17 protein-coding genes are annotated in these 22,216 nt (G+C 68.1%); 10 read left to right on the forward strand and 7 right to left on the reverse strand.

Annotated features, from left to right (window positions below; genetic code table 11):
* From ACZK08_RS00490 to ACZK08_RS00510, 5 genes are read right to left on the reverse strand one after another with little or no spacing between them, the layout of a single operon-like run.
* On the reverse strand, window positions 1-984 hold the full coding sequence (locus ACZK08_RS00490) for an AAA family ATPase (RefSeq protein WP_053515950.1): 984 nt from the start codon (window positions 982-984) through the stop codon (window positions 1-3).
* A gap of 13 nt (window positions 985-997) precedes the next feature.
* Window positions 998-1,705 carry a DUF4159 domain-containing protein gene (locus ACZK08_RS00495; RefSeq protein ID WP_065174125.1) on the reverse strand — a complete coding sequence of 236 codons (708 nt, stop codon included), beginning with the start codon at window positions 1,703-1,705 and terminating at the stop codon, window positions 998-1,000.
* A complete protein-coding gene (locus ACZK08_RS00500) occupies window positions 1,705-3,039 on the reverse strand; it encodes a TldD/PmbA family protein (protein ID WP_053515946.1) in 1,335 nt (444 codons plus the stop codon). Before ACZK08_RS00500 ends, ACZK08_RS00495 begins: the two co-directional genes overlap by 1 nt.
* Window positions 3,040-3,060: 21 nt before the next feature.
* Window positions 3,061-4,695, reverse strand: coding sequence for a TldD/PmbA family protein (locus ACZK08_RS00505; RefSeq protein WP_053515945.1), 1,635 nt, complete (start codon window positions 4,693-4,695; stop codon window positions 3,061-3,063).
* Window positions 4,696-4,723: 28 nt separating this feature from the next.
* Window positions 4,724-6,355: a TldD/PmbA family protein gene (locus ACZK08_RS00510; RefSeq protein WP_065182083.1), complete on the reverse strand. Its 1,632-nt coding sequence runs from the start codon at window positions 6,353-6,355 to the stop codon at window positions 4,724-4,726.
* A 654-nt stretch (window positions 6,356-7,009) separates the two neighbouring features.
* Between ACZK08_RS00510 and ACZK08_RS00515 the strand changes: the two genes are divergently transcribed.
* The gene (locus ACZK08_RS00515; RefSeq protein WP_065182082.1) at window positions 7,010-7,624 is read left to right on the forward strand and encodes a DUF938 domain-containing protein; all 615 of its coding nucleotides are present in this window, start codon (window positions 7,010-7,012) and stop codon (window positions 7,622-7,624) included.
* A 39-nt stretch (window positions 7,625-7,663) separates the two neighbouring features.
* Here ACZK08_RS00515 and ACZK08_RS00520 read toward each other — a convergent pair whose 3' ends face one another.
* Window positions 7,664-11,350, reverse strand: a complete 3,687-nt coding sequence (locus ACZK08_RS00520; RefSeq protein WP_065182081.1) for an indolepyruvate ferredoxin oxidoreductase family protein — start codon at window positions 11,348-11,350, stop codon at window positions 7,664-7,666.
* Window positions 11,351-11,522: 172 nt separating this feature from the next.
* Here ACZK08_RS00520 and ACZK08_RS00525 point away from each other — a divergent pair, with 172 nt between their 5' ends.
* Window positions 11,523-12,161, forward strand: a complete 639-nt coding sequence (locus ACZK08_RS00525) for a tetratricopeptide repeat protein (protein WP_065182080.1) — start codon at window positions 11,523-11,525, stop codon at window positions 12,159-12,161.
* 72 nt (window positions 12,162-12,233) lie between these two features.
* Here the strand turns inward: ACZK08_RS00525 and ACZK08_RS00530 are convergent, their stop codons facing one another.
* On the reverse strand, window positions 12,234-13,718 hold the full coding sequence (locus tag ACZK08_RS00530) for an AAA family ATPase (protein WP_065182079.1): 1,485 nt from the start codon (window positions 13,716-13,718) through the stop codon (window positions 12,234-12,236).
* Between the two features lie 123 nt (window positions 13,719-13,841).
* Between ACZK08_RS00530 and ACZK08_RS00535 the strand changes: the two genes are divergently transcribed.
* From ACZK08_RS00535 to ACZK08_RS00570, 8 genes are all read left to right on the forward strand, one after another.
* On the forward strand, window positions 13,842-14,471 hold the full coding sequence (locus ACZK08_RS00535) for a ParA family protein (RefSeq protein WP_053519980.1): 630 nt from the start codon (window positions 13,842-13,844) through the stop codon (window positions 14,469-14,471).
* 51 nt (window positions 14,472-14,522) lie between these two features.
* Window positions 14,523-14,999 carry a SixA phosphatase family protein gene (locus tag ACZK08_RS00540; RefSeq protein WP_065174130.1) on the forward strand — a complete coding sequence of 159 codons (477 nt, stop codon included), beginning with the start codon at window positions 14,523-14,525 and terminating at the stop codon, window positions 14,997-14,999.
* A 4-nt stretch (window positions 15,000-15,003) separates the two neighbouring features.
* Complete coding sequence (locus ACZK08_RS00545) at window positions 15,004-15,621, forward strand: YceI family protein (RefSeq protein ID WP_065174131.1); 618 nt, start codon at window positions 15,004-15,006, stop codon at window positions 15,619-15,621.
* The gene (locus ACZK08_RS00550) at window positions 15,618-17,690 is read left to right on the forward strand and encodes a phospholipase D family protein (protein ID WP_065182078.1); all 2,073 of its coding nucleotides are present in this window, start codon (window positions 15,618-15,620) and stop codon (window positions 17,688-17,690) included. Before ACZK08_RS00545 ends, ACZK08_RS00550 begins: the two co-directional genes overlap by 4 nt.
* A gap of 10 nt (window positions 17,691-17,700) precedes the next feature.
* Window positions 17,701-18,135, forward strand: a complete 435-nt coding sequence (locus ACZK08_RS00555) for a hotdog fold thioesterase (protein ID WP_065182077.1) — start codon at window positions 17,701-17,703, stop codon at window positions 18,133-18,135.
* A 120-nt stretch (window positions 18,136-18,255) separates the two neighbouring features.
* Complete coding sequence (locus tag ACZK08_RS00560) at window positions 18,256-19,047, forward strand: lysophospholipid acyltransferase family protein (protein ID WP_053519975.1); 792 nt, start codon at window positions 18,256-18,258, stop codon at window positions 19,045-19,047.
* A gap of 7 nt (window positions 19,048-19,054) precedes the next feature.
* Window positions 19,055-20,089 carry a YheT family hydrolase gene (locus ACZK08_RS00565; RefSeq protein WP_080375346.1) on the forward strand — a complete coding sequence of 345 codons (1,035 nt, stop codon included), beginning with the start codon at window positions 19,055-19,057 and terminating at the stop codon, window positions 20,087-20,089.
* A 56-nt stretch (window positions 20,090-20,145) separates the two neighbouring features.
* On the forward strand, window positions 20,146-22,215 hold the full coding sequence (locus ACZK08_RS00570; RefSeq protein WP_065182076.1) for a tetratricopeptide repeat protein: 2,070 nt from the start codon (window positions 20,146-20,148) through the stop codon (window positions 22,213-22,215).
* Window position 22,216: the final 1 nt, after the last annotated feature.

A 22,216-nucleotide genomic window follows, 5' to 3' on the forward strand; every position in this document is an offset into this window, starting at 1 on the left:
TCACCCGGGGAACGGCACGGCGTGCAGCAGAGCGGCGACCACGTCGTCGGCGCGCTTCTGTTCGGCTTCGGCGGCGAACGACAGCAGCAGGCGGTGGCGCATCACCGGTGCAGCCAGGGCCTGCACGTCCTCGCGGGTGGCGGCGAAGCGGCCCTGCAGCAACGCGCGCGCCTTGGCCGCGAGCACCAGCGATTGCCCGGCGCGTGGTCCCGCACCCCACTTCACCCACTGGTTGATCGCCGCGGGCGCTTCCGGCCCGGGTCGGCTGGCACGCACCAGCCGCGTGATCCAGGCCAGCACATCGGGGCTGACGTGCACCTGGCGCACTGCCGCCTGCAGGGCGATGACCGCAGCGGCGTCCATCACCTTCGGTACCGCCTCGCCGGCACCGCCGGTGGTCTGTTCCAGGATCTGGCGCTCCTCGGCCTCGCTGGGGTAATCGACCAGGACGTGCAGCAGGAAGCGGTCCAGCTGGGCCTCCGGCAGCGGATAGGTACCGGCCTGTTCGATCGGATTCTGCGTGGCCAGCACGAAGAACGGCGCGGGCAGCGCATAGGTGGTGCCGGCATAGCTGACGGTGCGTTCCTGCATGGCTTCCAGCAGCGCGGCCTGGGTCTTGGGCGGCGTGCGGTTGAGCTCATCCGCCAGCAGCAGATTGGTGAAGACCGGCCCCTGCTGGAAGCGGAAATGACGATGGCCGGTGCCGTGGTCTTCCTCCAGCAGCTCGGTACCCAGAATGTCGCTGGGCATCAGGTCCGGCGTGAACTGCACGCGTCGGAACTGCAGCTCCAGCGCCTGCCCCAGCGAACGCACCAGCAGGGTCTTGCCCAGGCCGGGCGCGCCTTCCAGCAGGCAGTGGCCGCCGGCCAGCAGTCCGATCAGCAGCTGCTCGACCACCGTGTGCTGGCCGACCACGGCACGGGCCAGGGCGGCGCGCAGATCGTGCAGGCGCGGCAGCAGGGAATCGAGATCAGGGCGGGTCATGGGGGGCTCTCACTCAATTGTTCAATGCGTACATCACGATGTTGACGCCGAAGCGCGTGTTGTCCTCGGCCAGGAAGCGCTTGTTGCGCCAGTCGTAATCCCACTCGCAGCCATAATCCTTGTTGCTGTACAGCACGCCCAGGCGGCCATCGACCTCGATGCCCTTCAGATAGTCGTGCACCAGATCGTCGCCCCAGCCGTTCAACTCGAAGCTGGTGGCCGGTGGTCCATCGGGGAAGCGGAAGAAGCTGCGGTACAGCGCGTGGCTGTTGGGCAGCTTCTGCAGCGCCCTGGGCCCGAACAGGCGGCCCATCTGCGCCTCGAAGGAGGTTGCGAACAGGCCATCGATGTCATGGTTGCAGTCATCGACGAAGACGAAGCCTCCGTTGCGCACGTAGCGCACGAAGTTCTGCCGCTCGGCCGCGTTGAATTCCACCAGCGTGTGCCCGGCCAGGTAGCAGAAGGGCGCTTCCAGCATGCGTGGGTCGGCCAGTGCCACCACGTGTTCCTGCGGGTCCACGCGCAGCGAGGTGTAGTCGATCAGCGAAGTGATCAGGTTGGACGGCATGCGCGCGTCCACGTCCCAGTCGCCCGAGTCGTACTGCAGGCGGGTGAACCAGAAGTCGTAGCGCGAACTGCGCGGGCCTGCCTGTGCCCAGGCCGGAAGCGCGGCCGCCGAAGCGGCAGCAGCCAACCAGCGCAGGCAGGCCCGGCGATCCATCAGACGGCGTCGGACAACGAGGTGAAGGTGAAATCGCGCAGCTTCATCGGCGGGATCATCATCACGAAGCTCGACTCGTCGCCGGCCACGCGCACCGGCTTGCCCAGCTCTTCGATGTTGTTGAGCATGATCACCGGCGATTCGTTGAAGCGGAAGTTCTTCACCGGGTGCTTGATCTGGCCGTTCTCGATGTAGAAGGTGCCGTCACGGGTCAGGCCGGTCAGCAGCACGGTCTGCGGATCGACCATGCGGATGTACCAGGTGCGGGTGACCAGGATGCCCTTCTGGGTGCCACGCACCAGCTCGGCGGTGCTCTTCTCGCCACCGCTCATCAGCAGGTTGCCCGGCGTGGCCTTGGCGGTCTTGCCCTGCTTCTGCGCCCAGAAGCGCGAGTAGTCCAGGTTGGCCACCTTGCCGTTCTCGATGATGGCCAGGCGCTCGCGCGGCATGCCCTCGTTGTCCCACGGCAGCACCGGCGCTTCCGGGTGCCACGGATCGGCATACATGTTCACGCGCGGGTCGTAGACCTGCTCACCGAGCTTGTTGCCGCCGCCCTTCTTCGACAGGAAGCTGCGGCCTTCGTCGGCCGAGCGCGCACTGAAGAAATTCATCATGAAGCTGATCAGGCCTGCGGCCGCGGCCGGCTCCAGGATGACCGTGTACTTGCCCGGCTCCAGCGCCTTGGCTTCGGCCGATTCGGTGGCCTTGCGCATGGCGATGCGGACATCCTGGTCGGCCTTGAAGTCCGCCGCGTCCTTCAGGTTGCGGCCGACCCAGCCCGATCCGCGGCCGTCCTCGGTACGCACGGTGCAGGTGTAGTCGAAGTTGGTGGTGCGCTGGTAACCGAAGTTGCCGTTGCTGTTGGCAGTGGCGTAGAAGCCCTGGCCATCTTCAAGGAAGCCGGCGGCAATCAGTCCGTTGCCCCGGCAGGGCGCGATCGAATCGGCGGCCACCTTGGCGCGGAACGCCGGATCGATGGCGGCGGTGGACTCGCTGAAGGTCGGGCTCGGCCGGTAGGTCTGCTTGCCGATGGCGGGCATGAACTCCGGGTTCTCCGGTGCCAGGCGGGCCAGATCCTCGGCGCGGCGCACCACGCGTTCCAGTGCGGCGTCGTCGAACTCGTTGATCGAGGCGGTGCCTACGCGCTTGCCGAAGGCCACGGTAACGGCAAGCTCGGTGTTGTCCACGATGCCGCTGGTGGAAACGTTGTTCAGGGCGAAACGAATGTTGCCGGCGATCGATCCCGCCAGCACGGCGGTGCATTCATCGGCCTTGGACAGGGCGATGACCTTGTCGAGGATGGCCTTGGCCTGGGCTTCGGTGAAGATACTCATGGTGTAAGGGCTCCTGACCGGTCAGCCGAGGCTGCGTGCGGTGTTGATGACATTGATGCCGTTGAAGCGTGCGGTCGACGAGCCGTGCGAAACCGCCGAGACCTGGCCCGGCTGGCCCTTGCCGTCGAAGAACGAGCCGCCCAGGCGGTAATCGCGTTCGTCGGCCACGGCGGTACAGGCGTTCCAGAACTCCGGCGTGCGGATCTGGTAGGCCACGTCCTCCAGCATGCGGGTGATCTGGCCGTTCTTGATCTCGTAGAACAGCTGGCCGCCGAACTGGGCGTTGTAGCGCTGCTGGTCGATCGAGAACGAGCCGTCGCCGATGATGTAGATGCCGTTCTCCACGTCCTTGATCAGGTCCGGCACGCTCAGCGGCGTCTTTCCCGGTGCCATCGACACGTTGGCCATGCGCTGGAACTGCACGCTGGACCACGAGTCGGCATAGCAGCAGCCATCGGATTCGGTCTTGCCGAGGATGTGGGCCTGGTCGCGGATGGTCTGGTAGTCGACCAGCTTGCCGTTGCTGATCAGGTCCCAGCGCTTGCACTTCACGCCTTCATCGTCGTACGCGACCGCGCCGAGGCTGCCCGGCTGGGTCTTGTCGGCGAACACGTTCACCAGCTCGCTGCCGTACTGGAAGCGCTGCTCGCGCTTGTCCAGGGTGGCGAAGCTGGTGCCGGCGTAGTTGGCCTCGTAGCCGAGCACGCGGTCCAGCTCCAGCGGATGGCCGATCGACTCGTGGATGGTCAGCCAGGTGTGCGACGGGTCCAGTACCAGGTCGTACTTGCCCGGCTTCACCGACGGCGCCTTCAGTTTCTCCTGCGCCTGCTTGGCGGCCGCGATGGCGTCCTCCTTCATGTCGTAGGAGGAGCTGTAGTTGACCACGCCGTTGGGGCTGACGACCTTGCCGGCGGCGGCGCCGTCCAGATACTCGTAGCCCAGGCCCATCGGCGCAGACAGGCCTTCGCGGGTGCGGAACTTGCCACTGGTCTTGTCGATGGCGGTGACGGTCATCGGTGCCCAGATGCGGTGCACGTCCTGGTCGATGTAGGAGCCATCGGTGGACGCGAAGTACTTCTGTTCATTGACCAGGAACAGCATCGAATTGACGAAGCTGGCACCGGCGCCGATCGCTGCGGCATTGACGTCCAGCAGCAGGTCGACCTTCTCCTTGATCGGCACCTCCATCGCATTCTTGCGGATCGGCGTGCGCCAGCTGACCTCGCCCACGCCGGGCGTCCTGGCCAGCTGCACCGGCGCGCTCTGCACGCCTGCGTTGGCCTTGGCGATGGCCGCAGCCTGCTGGGCGGCCCTGGCCACGTCGGCAGTACCCAATGCGTTGGTGGCGGCGAAGCCCCAGGCACCGTTGACGATCACGCGGATGCCCACACCGGTGGACTCGGTGTTCACCACGTTCTGCACCTTGTCTTCGCGGGTGATCACGAACTGCCGCAGATAGCGGCCGATGCGCACGTCGCAGTAGGTGGCGCCGGCACTGCGGGCGGCCTGCAGGGCAGCGTCGGCCAGGCGCTTCTTCAGCGCGGGGTCAAGGCTGGACTGCAGCTGCTCGGCGGCGATCACTTTGCCGAAGAAGGACGGCACGATCAGGCCGCCCGCGGTAAGCCCGGTCAGGGCCAGGAAGTCACGTCTGTGCAAGGCTGCTCTCCATGAACGATGGGGTGGCTCAAGCGCCGAGACTGCGCGCGGTGTTGATGATGTTGATGCCGTTGAAGCGGGTGGTGGACGAACCGTGCGACACCGCCGAGACCTGGCCCGGCTGGCCCTTGCCGTCGAAGAACGAGCCGCCAAGGCGGAAGTCGCGTTCGTCGCAGATGGCCGTACAGGCGTTCCAGAACTCCGGCGTGCGGATCTGGTAGGCCGCGTCCTCGACCATGCCGGCGATCTTTCCGTCCTTGATCTGGTAGTACAGCTGGCCGCCGAACTGCGCGTTGTAGCGCTGCTGGTCGATGGAATAGGAACCACGGCCGTGGATGTAGATGCCGTTCTCCACGTCCTTGATCATGTCCTCCACGCTCAGTGGCTGCTTGCCCGGCGCCAGTGAGACATTGGCCATGCGCTGGAACTGCACGCTGGACCAGGAATCGGCGTAGCTGCAGCCATGCGACGCATCGCGGCCGAGGATGTGTGCCTCATCGCGCGTGGCCTGGTAATCGACCAGGATGCCGTCGCGGACCAGGTCCCAGCGCAGCGTCTTGACGCCCTCGTCGTCATAGCCGACGGCACCGAGGCTGCCCGGTTGGGTCTTGTCGGCAAAGAAGTTGACGATGTCGCTGCCCCAGCGGAAGCCCGCATCGCGCTTGTCCAGCGTGGCGAAGCTGGTGCCGGCGTAGTTGGCCTCGTAGCCCAGCACGCGGTCCAGCTCCAACGGATGGCCGACGTTCTCGTGGATGGTCAGGAACAGGTTGGAGGGATCCAGTACCAGATCGTACTTGCCGGGCTTCACCGACGGCGCCTTCAGCTTCTCGCGCGCATGCCGCGCCGCTGCGATCGCATCTTCAACCGGATCGTAGGAGTCGCGGTAGGCGGTGATGCCGCCGGGCAGCTGCACCTTGCCGCGCGCGTCGCCATCGAGGAACTCGTAGCCCATGCCCATCGGCGAGGACAGACCGGCGCGGGTGCGGAACTTGCCGGTGGCCTTGTCGATGGCGGTGGCTGTGAAGGGCAGCCAGATGCGGTGGATGTCCTGGTCGATGAACGAGCCGTCGCTGGAGGCGAAGTACTTCTGCTCGTTGACCAGGAACAGGGTGGAATTGATGTAGTCGGCACCGGCGTTCATCGCCGCCGCATTCAGGCTCAGCAGCAGGTCGACCTTGTCCTGGATCGGCACTGCCATCGCGTTCTTGCGGATCGGGGTCTTCCAGCTCACATCGCCGACGCCGGTGACCGGTGCCAGCTGCACCGGCCGGCTCTGCAGGGGGGCGTTGGCGCGTGCGATGGCGGCGGCCTGCCCGACGGCGGCCAGGACCGCGGCGGGGGTCTGCTCGCGGGTGGCGGCGAAGCCCCATGCACCGTTGACGATGACCCGGATGCCGATGCCGGACGACTCGCTGTTGGTGACGTTCTGCACCCGCGCTTCGCGGGTGATCACGGCCTGGTTGAGGTAGCGGCCGATGCGCACATCGCAGTAGGTCGCCCCGGCCCGCTTGGCAGCGGCCAGCGCGGCCTCGGCCAGCACCTTCCTGCGGGCCATGTCGCCCGGTTCGAGCAGCTGCTCGGCGGCGATCAACCGCGCGTGCGGCAGCAGCAGGCCGGCCATGCCCAGACCGGATAAAGCCAGGAACTCACGTCGTTGCACAGCGCTCTCTCTCACTCGCGTGCGGCCGGCAACGGGCCAAGCCGATCACGTCAACTGCTCGACTTTCGCCAGCGGAGGGCAATCAGCACAAGTGACTGCAGTCATGGGTGGGGGCGCGGCAGGGCTTGCCGCCCTGCGCCTGCTGGAATCAACGTCAACGTCAAAAGCGGGCATTCCGTGGGATGGCGGGGTGGGTCCGGTTGCGGGGGACGGCGTGAATACGTCCCTGTAGCCTCGGTCGCGCCATCCATGGCGCTCACGCCCCCGCAACCGGACCCACCCCGCCTTCGACAGTTGGCCGGTGGCCAGCAGATCCACGCCATGCGTGGATGAAAGCTGTTAGATATCGAATCACATTCCGGGGTCAGATCCGTTCTCCTGCGGAAAACGGATCTGACCCCAAGAGTATTTCCGACAGATCGCGGCCAACTGTCGAAGGCGGGGCGCTGTGGGTTTGCGGGGTGTGAGCCGCATGGATGCGGCGACCAAGCCCCCATGGACGGGTTCACGGCGCCCCCGCAAACCCACAGTGCCCCGCCATCCCACGGAATGCCCGCTTTTGACGTTGATGTTGCTTCGGTGGGTGCAGGGCGCAGCCCTGCCGGACACCTTCCCTCGTGCACAATGGCCCGACCCCGTCCGGATGCCGTCCCGATGTCGAGCAAGCCGTATTCAGAAGCCTGCGAACGCAACCGCGAACCGATCGCTGCCGCGCTCGATCCGTGGATGGGCGACCGCCACCGGGTACTGGAGATCGGCAGCGGCACCGGCCAGCACGCCGTGTTCTTCGCCGAACGCTGGCCCTGGCTGCGCTGGCAGCCCAGCGACCACCCGGACCATCTGCCGGGTATCGAGGCGTGGCGCGCCGAGGCGGCACTGCTGAACCTGCTGCCGCCGGTGGCGCTGCAGGTGGAACTGCCACCGGCAGCAGGGCTGTCGGTGCCCGAGGGCAGTCTGTTCGACGCCGCATTCAGTGCCAATACGCTGCACATCATGAGCTGGGAGCACGTGCAGGCGCTGTTTGCCGCGTTGCCGTCGGTGCTGCGACATGGCGCACTGCTGGCGGTGTATGGCCCCTTCAACTACGGCGGCCGCTACACCAGTGACAGCAATGCGCGGTTCGATGAGTGGCTGAAGGCGCGGGATCCGCGCAGCGGCATCCGCGATGCGGAGGCCGTGCAGGCGCTGGCCGCGGAAAGCGGCTTCACCCGCCTGCGCGATGTGGCGATGCCGGCCAACAACCGCCTGTTGGTGTGGCGGCTGGGCTAGGCAACCGCCGCGGCTGACGGTGGCCGGTGCTCCTCCGGCTCAAGCCACCTGCACGATATGCAGCGCCTTCGGGTTGCGCCACTGCGCCAGCAGCGCAGCTTCCCGCGCCTTGGCGCTCTCCACATGCGCTTCCTTGACGTGGCCGAAGCCGCGGATGTGCTCGGGGATGCTGGCGATCTCCACGGCCAACGCCAGGCGACCGTCATCCAGCCCGTCCAGCAGCAGCTGCACGGTGGCTTCGTAGTCGCCGATCAGCTTGCGCTCCATGCGGCGCTCGGCAGTGCGGCCGAACACATCGAAGGCACCGCCCCGCAGGAACTTCAGCTTCGCCAGCAGGCCGAACGCCTTGAACATCCACGGGCCGTACTCCTTTTTCTGCAGCCGGCCCTGTTCATCCTTCTTCGCGAACAGCGGCGGTGCCAGGTGGAAGCGCAGCTGGTAGTCACCTTCGAACTGCTGCTGCAGCCGGCGCTGGAAATCACCGCTGGTGTACAGGCGGGCGACTTCGTATTCGTCCTTGTAGGCCATCAGCTTGAACAGATAGCGGGCCACGGTCTCCGTCAGCGCGGTCGAGCCGCCGATGCGCTCGCGTTCGGCGGCGCGCACGCGTTCGACCACGCTGCGGTAGCGATCGGCGTAGGCGGCGTCCTGGTAGTCGACCAGGAACGCGGCGCGGCGTTCGATCATTTCATCCAGCGAGCGCGACAGGCGCGCGTCGTCCAGCGGCAGGAAGGCAACCTCGCCGCCATGCGAGGGCAGGCCACGCAGTTCGCGTTCGTCGCCAGTGTTGCGTGGCGCAGCGGTGGCACCCCACTCGTTGCCTTCCCACTCGCCCGGTGGCAGGGGATGCAGCGGGCCGGGCGTGGATTCGGTATCGGTATGGCGGTTGCGCACCAGGCCGGCGGCCTCCTGCACGGCCTGCGGATCGATCGCCGCCAGCCGGCCCCAGGCGAAGGCCTGCTGGTTCATCGCCACCGCCGCGCCGTTGAGCTCGATGGCACGCATCAGCGATTCGAACGACAGCGGCACCAGGCCCTGCTGCCAGGCGTAGCCGAGGATGAACAGGTTCGCGGCGATCGCATCGCCCAGCAGCGCCGTGGCCAGCTGGGTGGCATCGAGCAGCAGCGGCTCATCGCCGCCCAGCGCCACGCGCACGCCGGCGATGATGTCGGCCGCCGGGAACTGCATGTCGGGACGGGTGGTGAACGTGCCCGGCATCGCTTCGTAGGTGTTGAGCACGACCTGCGAGCGGCCTGCGCGCACCTTCGACAGTGCCCAGTAATCGTTGACCACCACCATGTCGCAGCCCAGTACGAGGTCGGCCTCACCGGCGGCGATGCGCACGGCGTGGATGTCCTCCGGCCGGCGTGCGATGCGGATGTGGGTGGTCACCGCGCCGCCCTTCTGCGCCAGGCCGGTCTGGTCGAGCACCGTGGCGCCCTTGCCCTCCAGGTGGCCGGCCATGCCCAGCAACGCGCCGATGGTGACCACGCCGGTACCGCCCACGCCGGTGATGAGGATGTTCCAGGGCTGCTCCAGGCTGCCGCGCACCGTCGGCGCCGGCAGGTTGTCCAGCAGGGACGATGCATCGCGCCGGCTGCCCTTTCGCGGCTTCCCGCCATGCACCGTGACGAAACTCGGGCAGAAGCCATTCACGCACGAGTAGTCCTTGTTGCAGTTGGACTGGTCGATCTCGCGCTTGCGCCCGAACTCGGTTTCCTTCGGCAGCACCGATACACAGAAGCTCTTCTTGCCACAATCGCCGCAGCCCTCGCAGACCAGCGAGTTGATCATCACGCGCTTGGCCGGATCTTCCAGCTTGCCGCGCTTGCGGCGCCGCCGCTTCTCGGTGGCGCAGGTCTGTTCGTAGATCAGGATCGAGACCCCCTTCACCTCGCGCAGGCGCTTCTGCACCTCGTCCAGCGCGCTGCGGTCGTGGAACTCGACGTCACTGGGGAAATGCTCGCGCTGGCGGGTCCACTTGGCGATGTCGTCGGACAGCACCACGATGGTGTGGATGCCTTCGGCGCGCATCTGCCGGGCGATATCCGGCACGTTGAGCGGGCCATCCACCGGCTGGCCACCGGTCATCGCCACCGCATCGTTGTAGAGGATCTTGTAGGTGATGTTGACGCCGGCCGCGATCGCCTGGCGGATCGCCAGCGAGCCGCTGTGGAAATAGGTGCCGTCGCCCAGATTCTGGAACACGTGCGGGGTATCGGTGAACGGCGCCTGCCCTGCCCAGGTCACGCCTTCGCCACCCATGTGGGTGAACGTGTCGGTGCTGCGGTCCATCCAGGTCACCATGTAATGGCAACCGATGCCGGCCAACGCACGTGAACCGTCCGGCACCGTGGTGGAGGTGTTGTGCGGGCAGCCCGAGCAGTAGTGCGGTACGCGCGGGAAGCTGGCGCGCGGCAACGCGAGCTCGGCCTCCTTCTGCTGCATCCACTGCAGGCGCTGTTCGATCGACTCGTTGTTGAAGAACCGCTGGATGCGCCGGCCGATCACGCCGGCGATGGTGGCCGGGGTCAGCTCGCCGGTGGACGGCAGGATCCATTCACCGGCTTCGTCGTACTTGCCGACGATGGACGGGCGCGGGCCCCAGCTGGCCGGCCAGTTGAAGAACTGCTCCTTCATCTGCCGCTCGATGAAGGCGCGCTTCTCCTCCACCACGATGATGTCGTCCAGGCCCTGCGCGAAGCGGGCGATGCCTTCCGGCTCCAGCGGCCAGGTCATGCCGACCTTGTAGACGCGGATGCCGATGTCGGCGCAGGCGGCCTCGTCCAGGCCCAGGTACTCCAGTGCCTGCAGCACATCCAGGTAGCTCTTGCCGGTGGTGACGATGCCCAGCCGTGCACGCGGCGCGTCCATCACCACCCGGTCGATGCCGTTGGCGCGGGCGAAGGCCTGCGCGGCCTTCACGGCATAGCGGTGCAGGCGCATCTCCTGGTCCAGCGGCGGGTCCGGCCAACGGATGTTGAGGCCGCCGGCCGGCATCGGGAAGTCGTCCGGCAGCACGATGCGACGCGCCAGCGGATCCACGTCGACCGATGCCGACGATTCCACCGTCTCGGCGATGGTCTTGAAGCCGACCCAGCGCCCGGTATACCGGCTCATCGCCCAGCCGAGCAGGCCCATGTCGAGAATGTCCTGCACGCCCGCCGGATTCAGCACCGGCATCATCGCGCTGACGAATTCATCCTCGCTGCCGTGCGGCAGGGTGGAGCTGCGGCAGGCATGGTCATCGGCCGCCAGCGCCAGCACGCCGCCATGACGGGACGTGCCTGCCGCATTGGCGTGCTTGAAGACGTCGCCGCAGCGGTCCACGCCCGGGCCCTTGCCGTACCACATGCCGAACACGCCCTGTACGTTGGCGCCGGGGAACAGGTTGGTCTGCTGGGTGCCCCAGACCATGGTGGCGCCCAGGTCCTCGTTCAGGCCCGGGGTGAACTTCACCCGCGCGGCCTCCAGGTGCGTGCGGGCGCGCCACAGCTCCAGATCGAAGCCGCCCAGAGGGCTGCCGCGGTAGCCGCTGATGAACCCCGCGCTGTCGATGCCTTCGGCGGCATCCCGCAGCCGCTGCATCAGCGGCAGCCGCACCAGCGCCTGCACCCCGCTCAGGTAGATCCGTCCCTCGTTGCGGGTGTACTTGTGATCGAGCGTGTAATCACGGTCGATCAGGTCGGCGGAAGAGGGCGAGGTGAGTTGCGCGGTACTGGTCATGGCTGGCCCGGTCAGGATCGGCTGGCACCGGCCGCGTGCAGGCACGCGACGGGGAAGGCGCGAATTGTAGCAGTGAGGCCGCGCAGGCCCCGGCACTCGCGCCGGCGGCCATGCTGCGGTTAGGATCAGGAGGAGAGAGAGGGGCTGCGGTCGCAGCCCGGGGGAAGAAGGAATGTCAGTGGCAGTAAAGATCCTGACCGGCATCCTGCTGGTCTCGGGGGCGGCCTCCGCGTGGGCGGCGCCGGTATTGCCGGCGCCACAGGAGTTCTATTTCGACAACGATGCCGCGGCTGCGCCGATGGTGGTCGTGCAGCAGTCGCAGGGCGATGCCCTGGTGGCGCAGCTGCTCAAGCAGCGCGAGCGTGGCCGGCGCGTGGTGGAAGCGACCGTGCAGCTGGCCTCGGTGGCGATCGCGCAGGGCCGTACCGAGCTTGGCGAGCAGCTGTACCGCGAAGCATTGAAGGATGCCCCGGTGCAGAGCAGCGTCGGTCGCGGCGTACGCTGGAACTATGGTTGGGACCTGCTGCGGCAGGGGCAGCCGGAGGCCGCGCTGGAGCAGTGGCAGGCCGCCGCCGGCAGTACGCTCAGCAAGCCGAGCTGGTTGCCGCCAAGCTACGCGTTGGCACTGTGGCGCCTGGGGCAGAAGGAGCAGGCAGTGCAGTGGTACGCCGCTGCCGTGCGCACCGAACCGTCGCAGTGGAGCGACAGCAGCCGCTACGCGCAGCTGCTGCCGCAGTGGCGCGAGGACGAGCGCGCATCGCTGGCCGAAGTACAGCAGGCCTGGGCTGCCGCGCCGCCGGCCTGGCCCTGAGGGCAGGCGTGGTGCCGGGGTGCACCCGGCACCTGCAGAGGGCAACAGCCTGCGCCGCGGGTGGCAGACCGCTCAGTCGTCCGCAGACACCGTGCGACCGGACGCCCACTCGCGCAACGCCGCCACCTGCTCGGCCATCAGCACCGACAAGGGCCGTGTCGCCCGGATCTCGCCCATCAGCGTTTCGGTATCCAGCGGCCGGTTCTCGGCATGGGCCGCATACAGCCCGGCCACGATGGCCTGCTCGATCTCCGCACCGGAGAACCCGTTGGACGCTGCGGCAAGCGCCGGCAGCGCGAAGTCGTCCGCAGTGAGCTGGCGTCGCCCCAGGTGCAGGCGCAGCAGTTCCACCCGCACCTCGGGCGAGGGCAGGTCAACGAAGAAGATCTCGTCGAAGCGTCCCTTGCGCAGCAGCTCCGCGGGCAGCTCATGCACCTGGTTGGCGGTAGCGACGATGAACACCGGCGCCTTGCGTTCGGCCATCCAGGTCAGCAGGTAGCCAAGCACGCGGCGCGATACCCCACCGTCGTCGCCACCACTGGCCAGGCCCTTCTCGATCTCGTCCATCCACAGCACGCAGGGCGCCAGCTGCTCGGCCGAGGCCAGGGCCTGGCGCAGGTTGGACTCGGTCTCGCCGTGGTACTTGTTGTACAGCGCGCCCACGTCCAGGCGCAGCAGCGGTACGCCGAACCCGGCGGCGGTGGCCTTGGCCAGCATCGACTTGCCGCAGCCCTGCACGCCCAGCAACAGCATGCCGCGCGGCGGATCCAGCCCTGCCGGTGCCGAGCCGGCGATGAAGGCGACACGGCGCTGGTTGATCCAGCGCTTGAGCCGGTTGGCGCCGGCCACGTCACCGAAGCGCGCGCTGTCATGCTCGAAGAACAGGTGGCCGCTGCGGTTGAGCAGCTCGAACTTCAGCCGCGCCAGCTGCGGCAGGTCGTCGTCGCGCAGCGCACCGTCGGCGTAGATGAGCTGCCGGGCGATGCGCCGGGCGTCGACCAGGCTCAGGCCCTGCAGGTTCTTCAGGATCTTCTTCACCGCCTCGCTGTCGACCTCCACGCGGCGGCCGCCGTGCTCGCGTGCATAGGCATCGGCCTCTTCGCGCAGCATCTTCAGCAGCGCATTGGCGTCGGGCAGGCGCGGGTTGAAGCGCACCGCCAGGGCTTCCAGCTCGGCCGGCAGTTCGACCTTGGCACCGATCAGCACCAGCACATGGGGTTCGCTGTGGCGGCGCTGGATCAGGTCGCGCAACGCGCGCTGGTGGCTGGCATAGCCCAGATAGGGATGGAAATCGAGCAGCAGGTACACCCCGCGCTGGTCGGCCTGGCGGATCATCTGCAGCGCCGCGCTGGCATCGGGCGGTCCGACCGGCGCATCCTCGCTGTCCAGATCGATGCGGCGCAGGCCCTCGGTGATCGACCAGCGGTGCAGGGCCCGCCATACATGCATCAGTGTCTGCCGGAACAGCTCGACGATGCGGCCCTCGTCCTGGGTCTCCACCACGATCAGGGGGGTGTTGGCGCGGATCAGCGCGCTCAGGTCCTGCAGTTCGCTCATGCGGGTTCGATCCTTCGGGGGCGCCACCATAGCAAAGCCGATGCCGACAGGTTCAGCGCGGCTCTACCTCCCGTCACCATCGCCGGTGTACGCTCGGGGCACGTACCCGGAAGCGAGGCTGGCATGAAGACGATCCTGGTGGCCGGTTCCAAGGGCGGGGTGGGCAAGACCACCGTCGCCACCCACCTGGCCGCGTACGCGGCATTGCAGGGCAAGGCCACGGTGATCGCCGATGCCGACCCGCAGGGCTCCAGCACCCGCTGGGCACAGCGCCGCGCCGGCCTGGAAAGCGCGGTGCTGCCGATCGACGTGTACCGGAAGAAGCAATGGGCGCAGAAGCTGCCCGATGGCACCGAGACCGTCATCATCGATGCGCCTGCCGGCGCGTTGGCCGACGATATCCCCCATTTCCTTGATGCCGCCGATGCAGTGGTGGTGCCGGTGCTGCCCTCGGCGCTGGACATCGAAGCCATCGTCGGCTTCCTCAACAGCCTGGCCCAGGTGCCGCGCGTGCACAGCCGCAAGCTGCCGGTGGGGCTGGTGCTCAACCGCACCAAGCCCTGGACCCAGACCTCGCAGCAGGCGCTGCAGATGCTGGCCGAATGGCCGTACCCGGTGGTCGCACAGCTGCGCGACAGCCAGAGCTACGTGGTCATGACCGGCCTGGGCCGCAGCCTGTTCGACTATCGCTCCGCCCAGGTGCGCGAGCACCAGGCCGACTGGGAACCTCTGCTGTCCTGGCTGAAGCTGTGACCGTTCACGCCTGGGCCCTTGCTCCACTCCCCGATTCCATGGATATCCGCGATGCGTGAACTGATCCTGCTGCGCCATGCCCACGCCGAACCGGCCACCCCGGGCCAGGCCGACCTCGACCGGCCCCTGTCGCCGGTCGGGCTTGCCGAAGCCGAAGCCGCCGGCCGCTGGCTGAAGGAGAACAAGCTGCTGCCGGATTGCGTGCTGTGCTCGCCTGCGCGGCGGACCCGCGAAACCCTGGAAGCGGTGATGGCGGCCATCGGCTATGTCGAAAAGCGCCTGGAAGACCGCATCTACGAAGCCACCCCGGGCACCCTGGCGGCACTGGTGGATGAACGCCGCGATCTCGACCGCGTGCTGGTCGTGGGCCACAACCCCGGCCTGGAACGGCTGGTGGCCCTGATGACCGAAGGCAGCAGCAGCGATTACCGCGGCATGCCGCCGGCCGGCATCGCGGTGCTCGGCTTCCCGCGCGAAGCGGCGATCGAGCCGGGCGTGGCCAGCCTGAACGCCTTCTGGTGGCCGTGAGCCGATGAGCCTGCGGTGGCCCGGCCGCTGCCTGTTGCCCCTGCTGCTGGCACTCGCCCCGGCCTGGGCGGGCGTGCCCCAGCCAACCACGTTGCCTCCGGTGCGCGCCGATGGCCCCCGCGTGCTGCTGCTCGACACCCAGCATTCGCGCATCGGCTTCGAAGTACGCACCCGCTTCGGGCAGCGCATCGAGGGGGTGTTCCCGCAGTTCGAGGGGCGCATCGAGGTGCTCTCCGACGGCCGCCACCAGGTGCACCTGAAGATGTTCACCCGGTCGGTGGAGATTCCCGGCAAGGCCCGCTACACCGGCTGGATGCGGGGCGAGGAGTTCTTCGACGCCGGGCGGCACCCCATGGTGGAGTTCGATTCGCTGCCCTACTGGCCCGACACGGTGGCCGAAGGCGGCGACATCGAAGGCCGTCTGACCCTGCGCGGGGTCAGCCATCCTGAATCGCTGCGGGTCGAGAAGGCGCAGTGCGCCCGACCCGGCTATGATTGCGACGTCGTCAGCCGCGGTACCGTGCAACGAGGCCGGTATGGCATGGACAGCTGGCAGCTTGCCTTGAGTGACCGAGTGACCTTCGTATTGCGAGCGCGCCTGAGCGAGGCGCCGAAACCGTGAATCTGCTGCTGCGGGTGCTGGCGCTGGCAACGGTGTTGCTTGGCAGTGGCTGTGCGTCGCTGTCGCACGCCGAGCGCGACCGTGCCGAAGCGATTGCCGTGCAGGCGCGCTCCACCGAGGTCGAGTGCCAGCGTGCCGACCGCTGCGCGCAGGAGTCGCCGCTGCGCGCGCTCGCCGGCCGCGCATTCAGCGAGTCCACCGAAACCCGTCCCCGTCATTACGCCACCCTGCTGGACGAGGGGGAGGGCGCACTGGTCGCGCGCCTGAACCTGTTGCGCAGTGCCACCCGCAGCATCGATCTGCAGACCTATATCTTCGACAAGGACGACAGTGCCCGGCTGGTCATCGATGAACTGCTCGCCGCCTCGAAGCGGGGAGTGAAGGTGCGGCTGCTGATCGACCAGCTCTCGGCCATCTCCGACCTGCAGATTCTCGGCGCCCTGTCCGGCGCCCACGAGAACTTCCAGCTGCGGGTGTACAACCCCACCTTCGGCAAGGCGCGGCTGAACTACTTCGACTATGCCGGCAGCGTGCTGTGCTGTTTCCGCCGCTTCAACCAGCGCATGCACAACAAGCTGCTGGTGATTGATGACGCAATCGGCGTGGTTGGCGGCCGCAACTACCAGGACGACTATTACGACTGGGACCGCGAGTACAACTTCCGCGATCGCGACGTATTGATCGCCGGCCCGGAAGTGCGCGAGATGGCGGCCAACTTCGATGCATTCTGGCGCGCCCGCCGCAGCGTGCCGGCCGAACGCCTGAACGACGTCGGACGTACGCTGCTGCGCGAGGGCGTGCCGGCCCTGCCGCCCGCCACCTTCCGCCGTCCCGAGCGGGTGCAGCGGGTCAGCGCGGAGGCCAACGACATGGACTTCGTCACCCGCTCCTTCGTCGACACCGCGTTGCCGGTGGCGTCGGTGCGCTACGTCGCCGACCTGCCGCGAAAGCATCGGCGCGAAAAGGTCGATGCGCCGCTGGCCAGCCAGCACGTCACCGAGCCACAGCTCGACGCACTGATCGCCAGCGCGCAGCACGAAGTGATCCTGCAGACGCCGTACCTGGTGCTGTCCAAACCCGCGCAGACATTGTTCCGCGATCTGCGCAAGCGTCCGCAGCCGCCGCGCGTGCTGGTGTCCACCAACAGTCTGGCGGCCACCGACAACCCGATCGTCTACGCGCTGTCGTACAAGTACAAGCGGCGCAACATGCGTGAGCTGGGCTTCAACATCTTCGAATACAAGCCGTTCCCGCTCGATGCGCCGGTCGACTACCGCAACCTGCTGCCGGACCCGATCGAGGCGCCGCCGGGCCAGGACAGTGGCGGACGCAATCCGTTGATCGGCGGCAGCGCTGCCGGCAGCAATGCCCGCAGCGGCGGCACGTCCACCGCCACCGACGCCACCGCCACCACGAGTGGCGCCGACGAAGCGCCGGCGGTTTTCCGCCCCCGCACCGGCAGCGCCTACGAGAATGCGCGGGCGCGCCGCCGCGCCGCCGGCAGTGAAGTGGAAACGCGTCTGCTGCGCACCGAGACGCGGCCCTCGTTCCTGGGCAGCAAGGCGGTCAACAAGCCGCTGCCCGTGACCCGCAAGGGTGCGCGCATGGGGTTGCACGCGAAGTCGCTGGTGGTCGACCGCCGTATCGGCGTGGTCGGCACCCACAACTTCGATCCACGCAGCGAGAACTACAACACCGAAGGTGCGGTGATCATCGACGATCCGGTGTTCGCCGAGCAGCTGGCGCAGAGCATCCTGCGCGACATCCACCCGCAGAACTCCTGGACGGTTGCGCCACGCGCCAAGCCGCCGGTGCTGTCCGGGCTCAACTACAGCGTCGGCAAGGCCTCCGAGGCGCTGCCGATCCTCGATTTCTGGCCGTGGCGCTACGCCACCGACTACGAGTTCAAGCCGGGTCCGGACTGCCCGCAGCCGCTGCCCCGGCAGAGCCCGGACTTCCACCAGTGCTACGTCGCCGTGGGTGACTTCCCTGAAGTCAACGTCGGACCAAAGTGGCTGCTGGTGCGCATGCTGACCGCATTCGGCGCCGGCCTCGTCCCCATCCTCTGAAGGTGCCCGCATGACCCAGGTGTTCCGCGAAGCCGTATCCCTAGAGCAGCTCAACGCGCTCAGCCGCAACACGGCCATCGCGTCGCTGGGCATCGTCTTCAGCGCTGCCGGTGAAGACTGGCTGCAGGCCACCATGCCGGTGGACGAGCGCACCCGCCAGCCCTACGGCATCCTGCATGGCGGCGCATCGGTGGTGCTGGCCGAGACCCTGGGCAGCAGCGCGGGCAATCTGTGCGTGGAGGCCGGAAAGCAGGTCTGCGTGGGCCTGGAGATCAACGCCAACCACGTGCGCGCGGTGCGTTCGGGCACCGTCACCGGTACCGCACGCGCGCTGCACGTGGGTCGCAGCACGCAGCTGTGGGAGATCCGCATCGAGGACGAGCAGGGCCGGCTGGTGTGCATCTCGCGGCTGACCCTGGCCGTGGTGGCTGCCGGCCACGGCTGAGCCCCCGGCCAGGCCCGCGACAGCGGCGGAACCCAGCGTTCCCCGCCGATTGCCCCGATCTAGCGGATTTATGGCCTGAACCAGCTGGCAGCGATGGCAGCCCTCCGGTATCGTGCGCGGATGACTTCCCCCACTCCGGCCCCCCGCGGCGGCGTGGCGCGTGTGTGCCGTTACCTGTACCGCGTACCGCTGCTGTTGGTCCACATCCTCGTGTTCCTGCCGCTCACCCTGCTGGGCATGCTCGCGCCGTGGGCGAACCTGCGCGTGGGCCAGGACCGTCTCGGTGCCAAAGTGGTGAACGCGTGGCAGGGCGGCCTGATGTGGATCTTCGGTTTCCGCCTGGTGCGCTTCGGCCAGCCGCTGCCCGGCGCGGTGCTGTTCGTCGCCAACCACGTCAGCTGGGTCGACATCAGCATCCTGCACAGCCAGCGCATGATGGGCTTCGTCGCCAAGCGCGAGATCGCCGGCTGGCCGGTGGTCGGCTGGCTGGCCGCGCGCGGCCAGACCATCTTCCACCAGCGTGGCAACACCGAGTCGCTCGGTGGGGTGATGCAGGTGATGGCCGATCGCCTGCGTGAAGGCAAGGCCGTGGGCGTGTTCCCGGAGGGGCGCACCCGCGGGGGCCACGAAGTGGGCCCGTTCCACGCCCGGATCTTCCAGGCGGCAGTCGAGACCGGTGTGCCGGTGCAGCCGGTGGCGCTGGTGTACGGAACGAAGGGCGACGCGCAGACGATCGTGGCCTTCGGCCCGGGCGAGAGTTTCTTCGCCAATTTCCTGCGCCTGCTCGGTGAGCCGGCGCGACGTGCGGAAGTGCACTTCCTGGCACCGATCGGTGCCCAGGACCTGGAAGGCCGTCGGCGCATCGCGGAGACCTCGCGCGCGCGCATCGTGGCGGCCATGAGCGGGGAGTGAGGCCGTGGTGGCCCTGGTCCCGCCACCGCCTGTCGACGCATCCGCGTCGATGCTGACTGCGGCCGATTACCAGCCGCCGCGCTGGCTGCGCAATCCCCACCTGCAGTCGATGCTCAGTTCCAGCCGCATGCGCCTGCAGCGCGGCCTGCTGCTGCTGGCCGCCACCGGCGCAGTCAGCGAGGAAATGATCCTCGATGGTGGCGAGGGCGTGCGCCTGCAGGGCTGGCACAGCCACGTCGAGGGGCGTGAGCCGCGTGGCATCGCACTGCTGCTGCATGGCTGGGAAGGCAGCGCCGAGTCCAGCTACATGCGCATGGCCGCCGCGCGCATGCTCGAGCAGGGCTTCGACGTGGTGCGGCTGAACTTCCGTGACCATGGCAACACCCATCACCTCAACCCCGGCATCTTCCATTCCAACCTGATCGACGAAGTGGTGCATGCCGCGGGCGACGTCGCCCAGCGCTGGCCGCACCTGCCGCTGGTCGCCGCTGGCTACTCGCTGGGTGGCAACTTCGTGCTGCGCCTGGCCCTGCGTGCGCCGGCAGCCGGCGTGCCGCTGCTGCGGGTGGCCTCGGTGTGCCCGGTGCTGGACCCGGCGTTGACCATGGAGAGCATCGAGAACGGCCCGGCGATGTACGACTGGTATTTCCGCCGCAAGTGGACCGTCTCGCTGCGCCGCAAGCGCGACCTGTTCCCCGAGTTGAGTGACTGCGACGATCGCGTGCTGAAGCTGGACATCCGCGCGCTGACCGCATGGCTGGTCGAGCGCCATACCACCTTCGGTTCGCTGCAGGCGTACTTCGACGGCTACTCGATTGCCGGTGATCGCCTGTCCGGGCTGCAGGTGCCGGCCGACATCCTGATGGCACAGGATGATCCGGTGATCCCGTATTCCACATTCCGCGACTGGCAGCTGCCACGCCAGGCGCATCTGGAAACGGCGTGCTGGGGCGGTCACTGCGGTTTCCTGGAAAACTGGCGTGGTGACGGCTTCTCCGAGCGCTGGGTGGCGCAGCGCCTGCGGCGGGTTCTGCAGGCCTGAACCGGGACCGGCGCGCAGGCCGCTACAATGCGGGTTTGCCCTTGAACCGGACCGCCATGCAAGACCAGATCATCCAAGCGTTGCGCCAGAACGAGGCCGGCCAGGCCGTGCAGCTGGCCCAGGCGTGGACCCGTGACGAACCCGGCCTGGCCGCGGCCCACCGCTGGCTGGCGCTTGCGCTGCAGCAGCAGGGCAAGCCCGGCGACGCGATGGACGCCCTGCAGCAGGCGCTGCGGTTGGCCCCCGACGATGCCCAGCTGCATCTGCAGCATGCCGGCCTGCTGTTGGCGCTGCGCGAATACCAGGGCGCCGACGAGGCGCTGCTGCGTACCACCGATCTCAATCCGAACGCCTTTTCCGCCTACCTGATGCAGGCGCACCTGGCGATCGGCCGTAATGACTTCGATGAAGCCCAGCGCCTGTCGACCCTGGCCGCGCGCGTTGAACCGGATCACCCCGATCTGCTGCACATCGACGGCATGATCGCCCTGCGCCGTGACGATCCTGATCGCGCGCTGGTGCTGCTGTCGCAGGCCAACCAGGCCCAGCCGAATGATCCGCGCGTGCTGTATGCACTGGGCTTTGCCTATCTGGGCAAGGACATGCTGGCATTCGCCGAGCAGGCCTTCCGCCGCGTGCTGGAGCTCAACCCGTCGCTGTCGTCCCTGCACGGGCTGGTCGTGCAGCTGGCGTTGCGGCAGGGCAATCTCGAGGCCGCCGCCGAGGCCATGCAGGTGGCGCTGCAGCAGCCAGGCATGGACCACGCATCGCTGCGGCGCCTGGCCGGTGAGCTGGCGCTGCGCAGCGGGCAGCCCTTGCAGGCGCTGGAACACCTGCTGCCGCTGCTGGAATCGCAGCCGGCAGACCGGCAGATGCTGCAGCTGCTGCTGATGTCGTGGCAGCGGCTGGGCCGCGAGGAAGAAGCACGCGCACGCCTGGATGCGGCGCTGGAAAACAACCCGCAGCTGCATGACCTGTGGCTGGCACGCCTGTCGGTGGAAGAGGTGGGCAGCGATGCGGCGGTTGCCGTGGTCGAGCGCTGGATCGAAGCGATGCCTGGCCATGTGCCCGCCCTGGAGGCGCGTCTGCGGCTGCACGACATGGCGGGTGAGCACGCACAGGCTGAAGGCATCGCAGAACGCATCGTCAGCCTCGAGCCGGGCCGTGTCAGCGCCGAGTCCCGCCTTGTCGAGGGCCTGCTGCAGCGCGACCCCGCTGCTGCCGTCGCCCGCGTGCAGGCGCTGATCGAACAGGCCGCGGAGGGCCATCGCGCTGACCTGCGCACCTGGCTGGGCGAGATCCAGGATCGCGCCGGGCAACCGGATGCCGCCCTGGCAACCTGGCTGGCGCTGCAGGCCGACCAGGCGCCGCAGCGCCTGCCGCTGCCGCCGCAGGCGAAGGCACCGCCGAGCTGGCCGGACAAGGGCAGTGTCGACGAATCCAACACGTCGGCGCCGATTTTCCTGTGGGGCGCACCGGGTTCGGGTGTGGAGCGCGTGGCGACCGGCCTGGCCGCTGCCAGCCCGGTGCTGCGCAGTGATCGCTACACCAGCAACCCGCCGGATGACGCGTTCCAGAACTACCACACGCTGCAGGACCTGGCGTCCGGCGTGCTGACGCCGGAGCGGCTGGTGCAGCGCTGGCGCGAGCAGCTGCCGGCGCGCGGCGTGCAGGGCGACACGATCATCGACTGGCTGCTGTGGTGGGACAACGCGCTGCTGTGGGCCCTGCGCCCGCAGCTGCCGCAGGGCCGCCTGCTGATCGTGCTGCGTGATCCGCGCGACATGCTGCTGGACTGGGTGGCCTATGGCGCTGCCGCGCCGCTGGCGATGACCTCGCTGGCCGAGGCCGGCGAATGGCTGGCGCGTGCGCTGGCCCAGGTCGCGACCCTGAACGAGGAAGATCTGTACCCGCATGTGCTGCTGCGGATCGATCACATCGGCAATGATGCGCAGGCGATGGCCGAGCTGCTGGGACGCCTGTTCGAGCGCCCCATGCCCGTGGCAGCCCAGCTTGGCGTGCCGCGCTTCCCGCCGGGCCACTGGCGCCACTACCGCGACGTGATGAGCGCCGCTTTCGCCCAGCTGACACCGATCGCGGTGCGCCTGGGCTACCCGGAAGAGTGAG

Source organism: Stenotrophomonas sp. 112478_Sma (assembly GCF_056479905.1).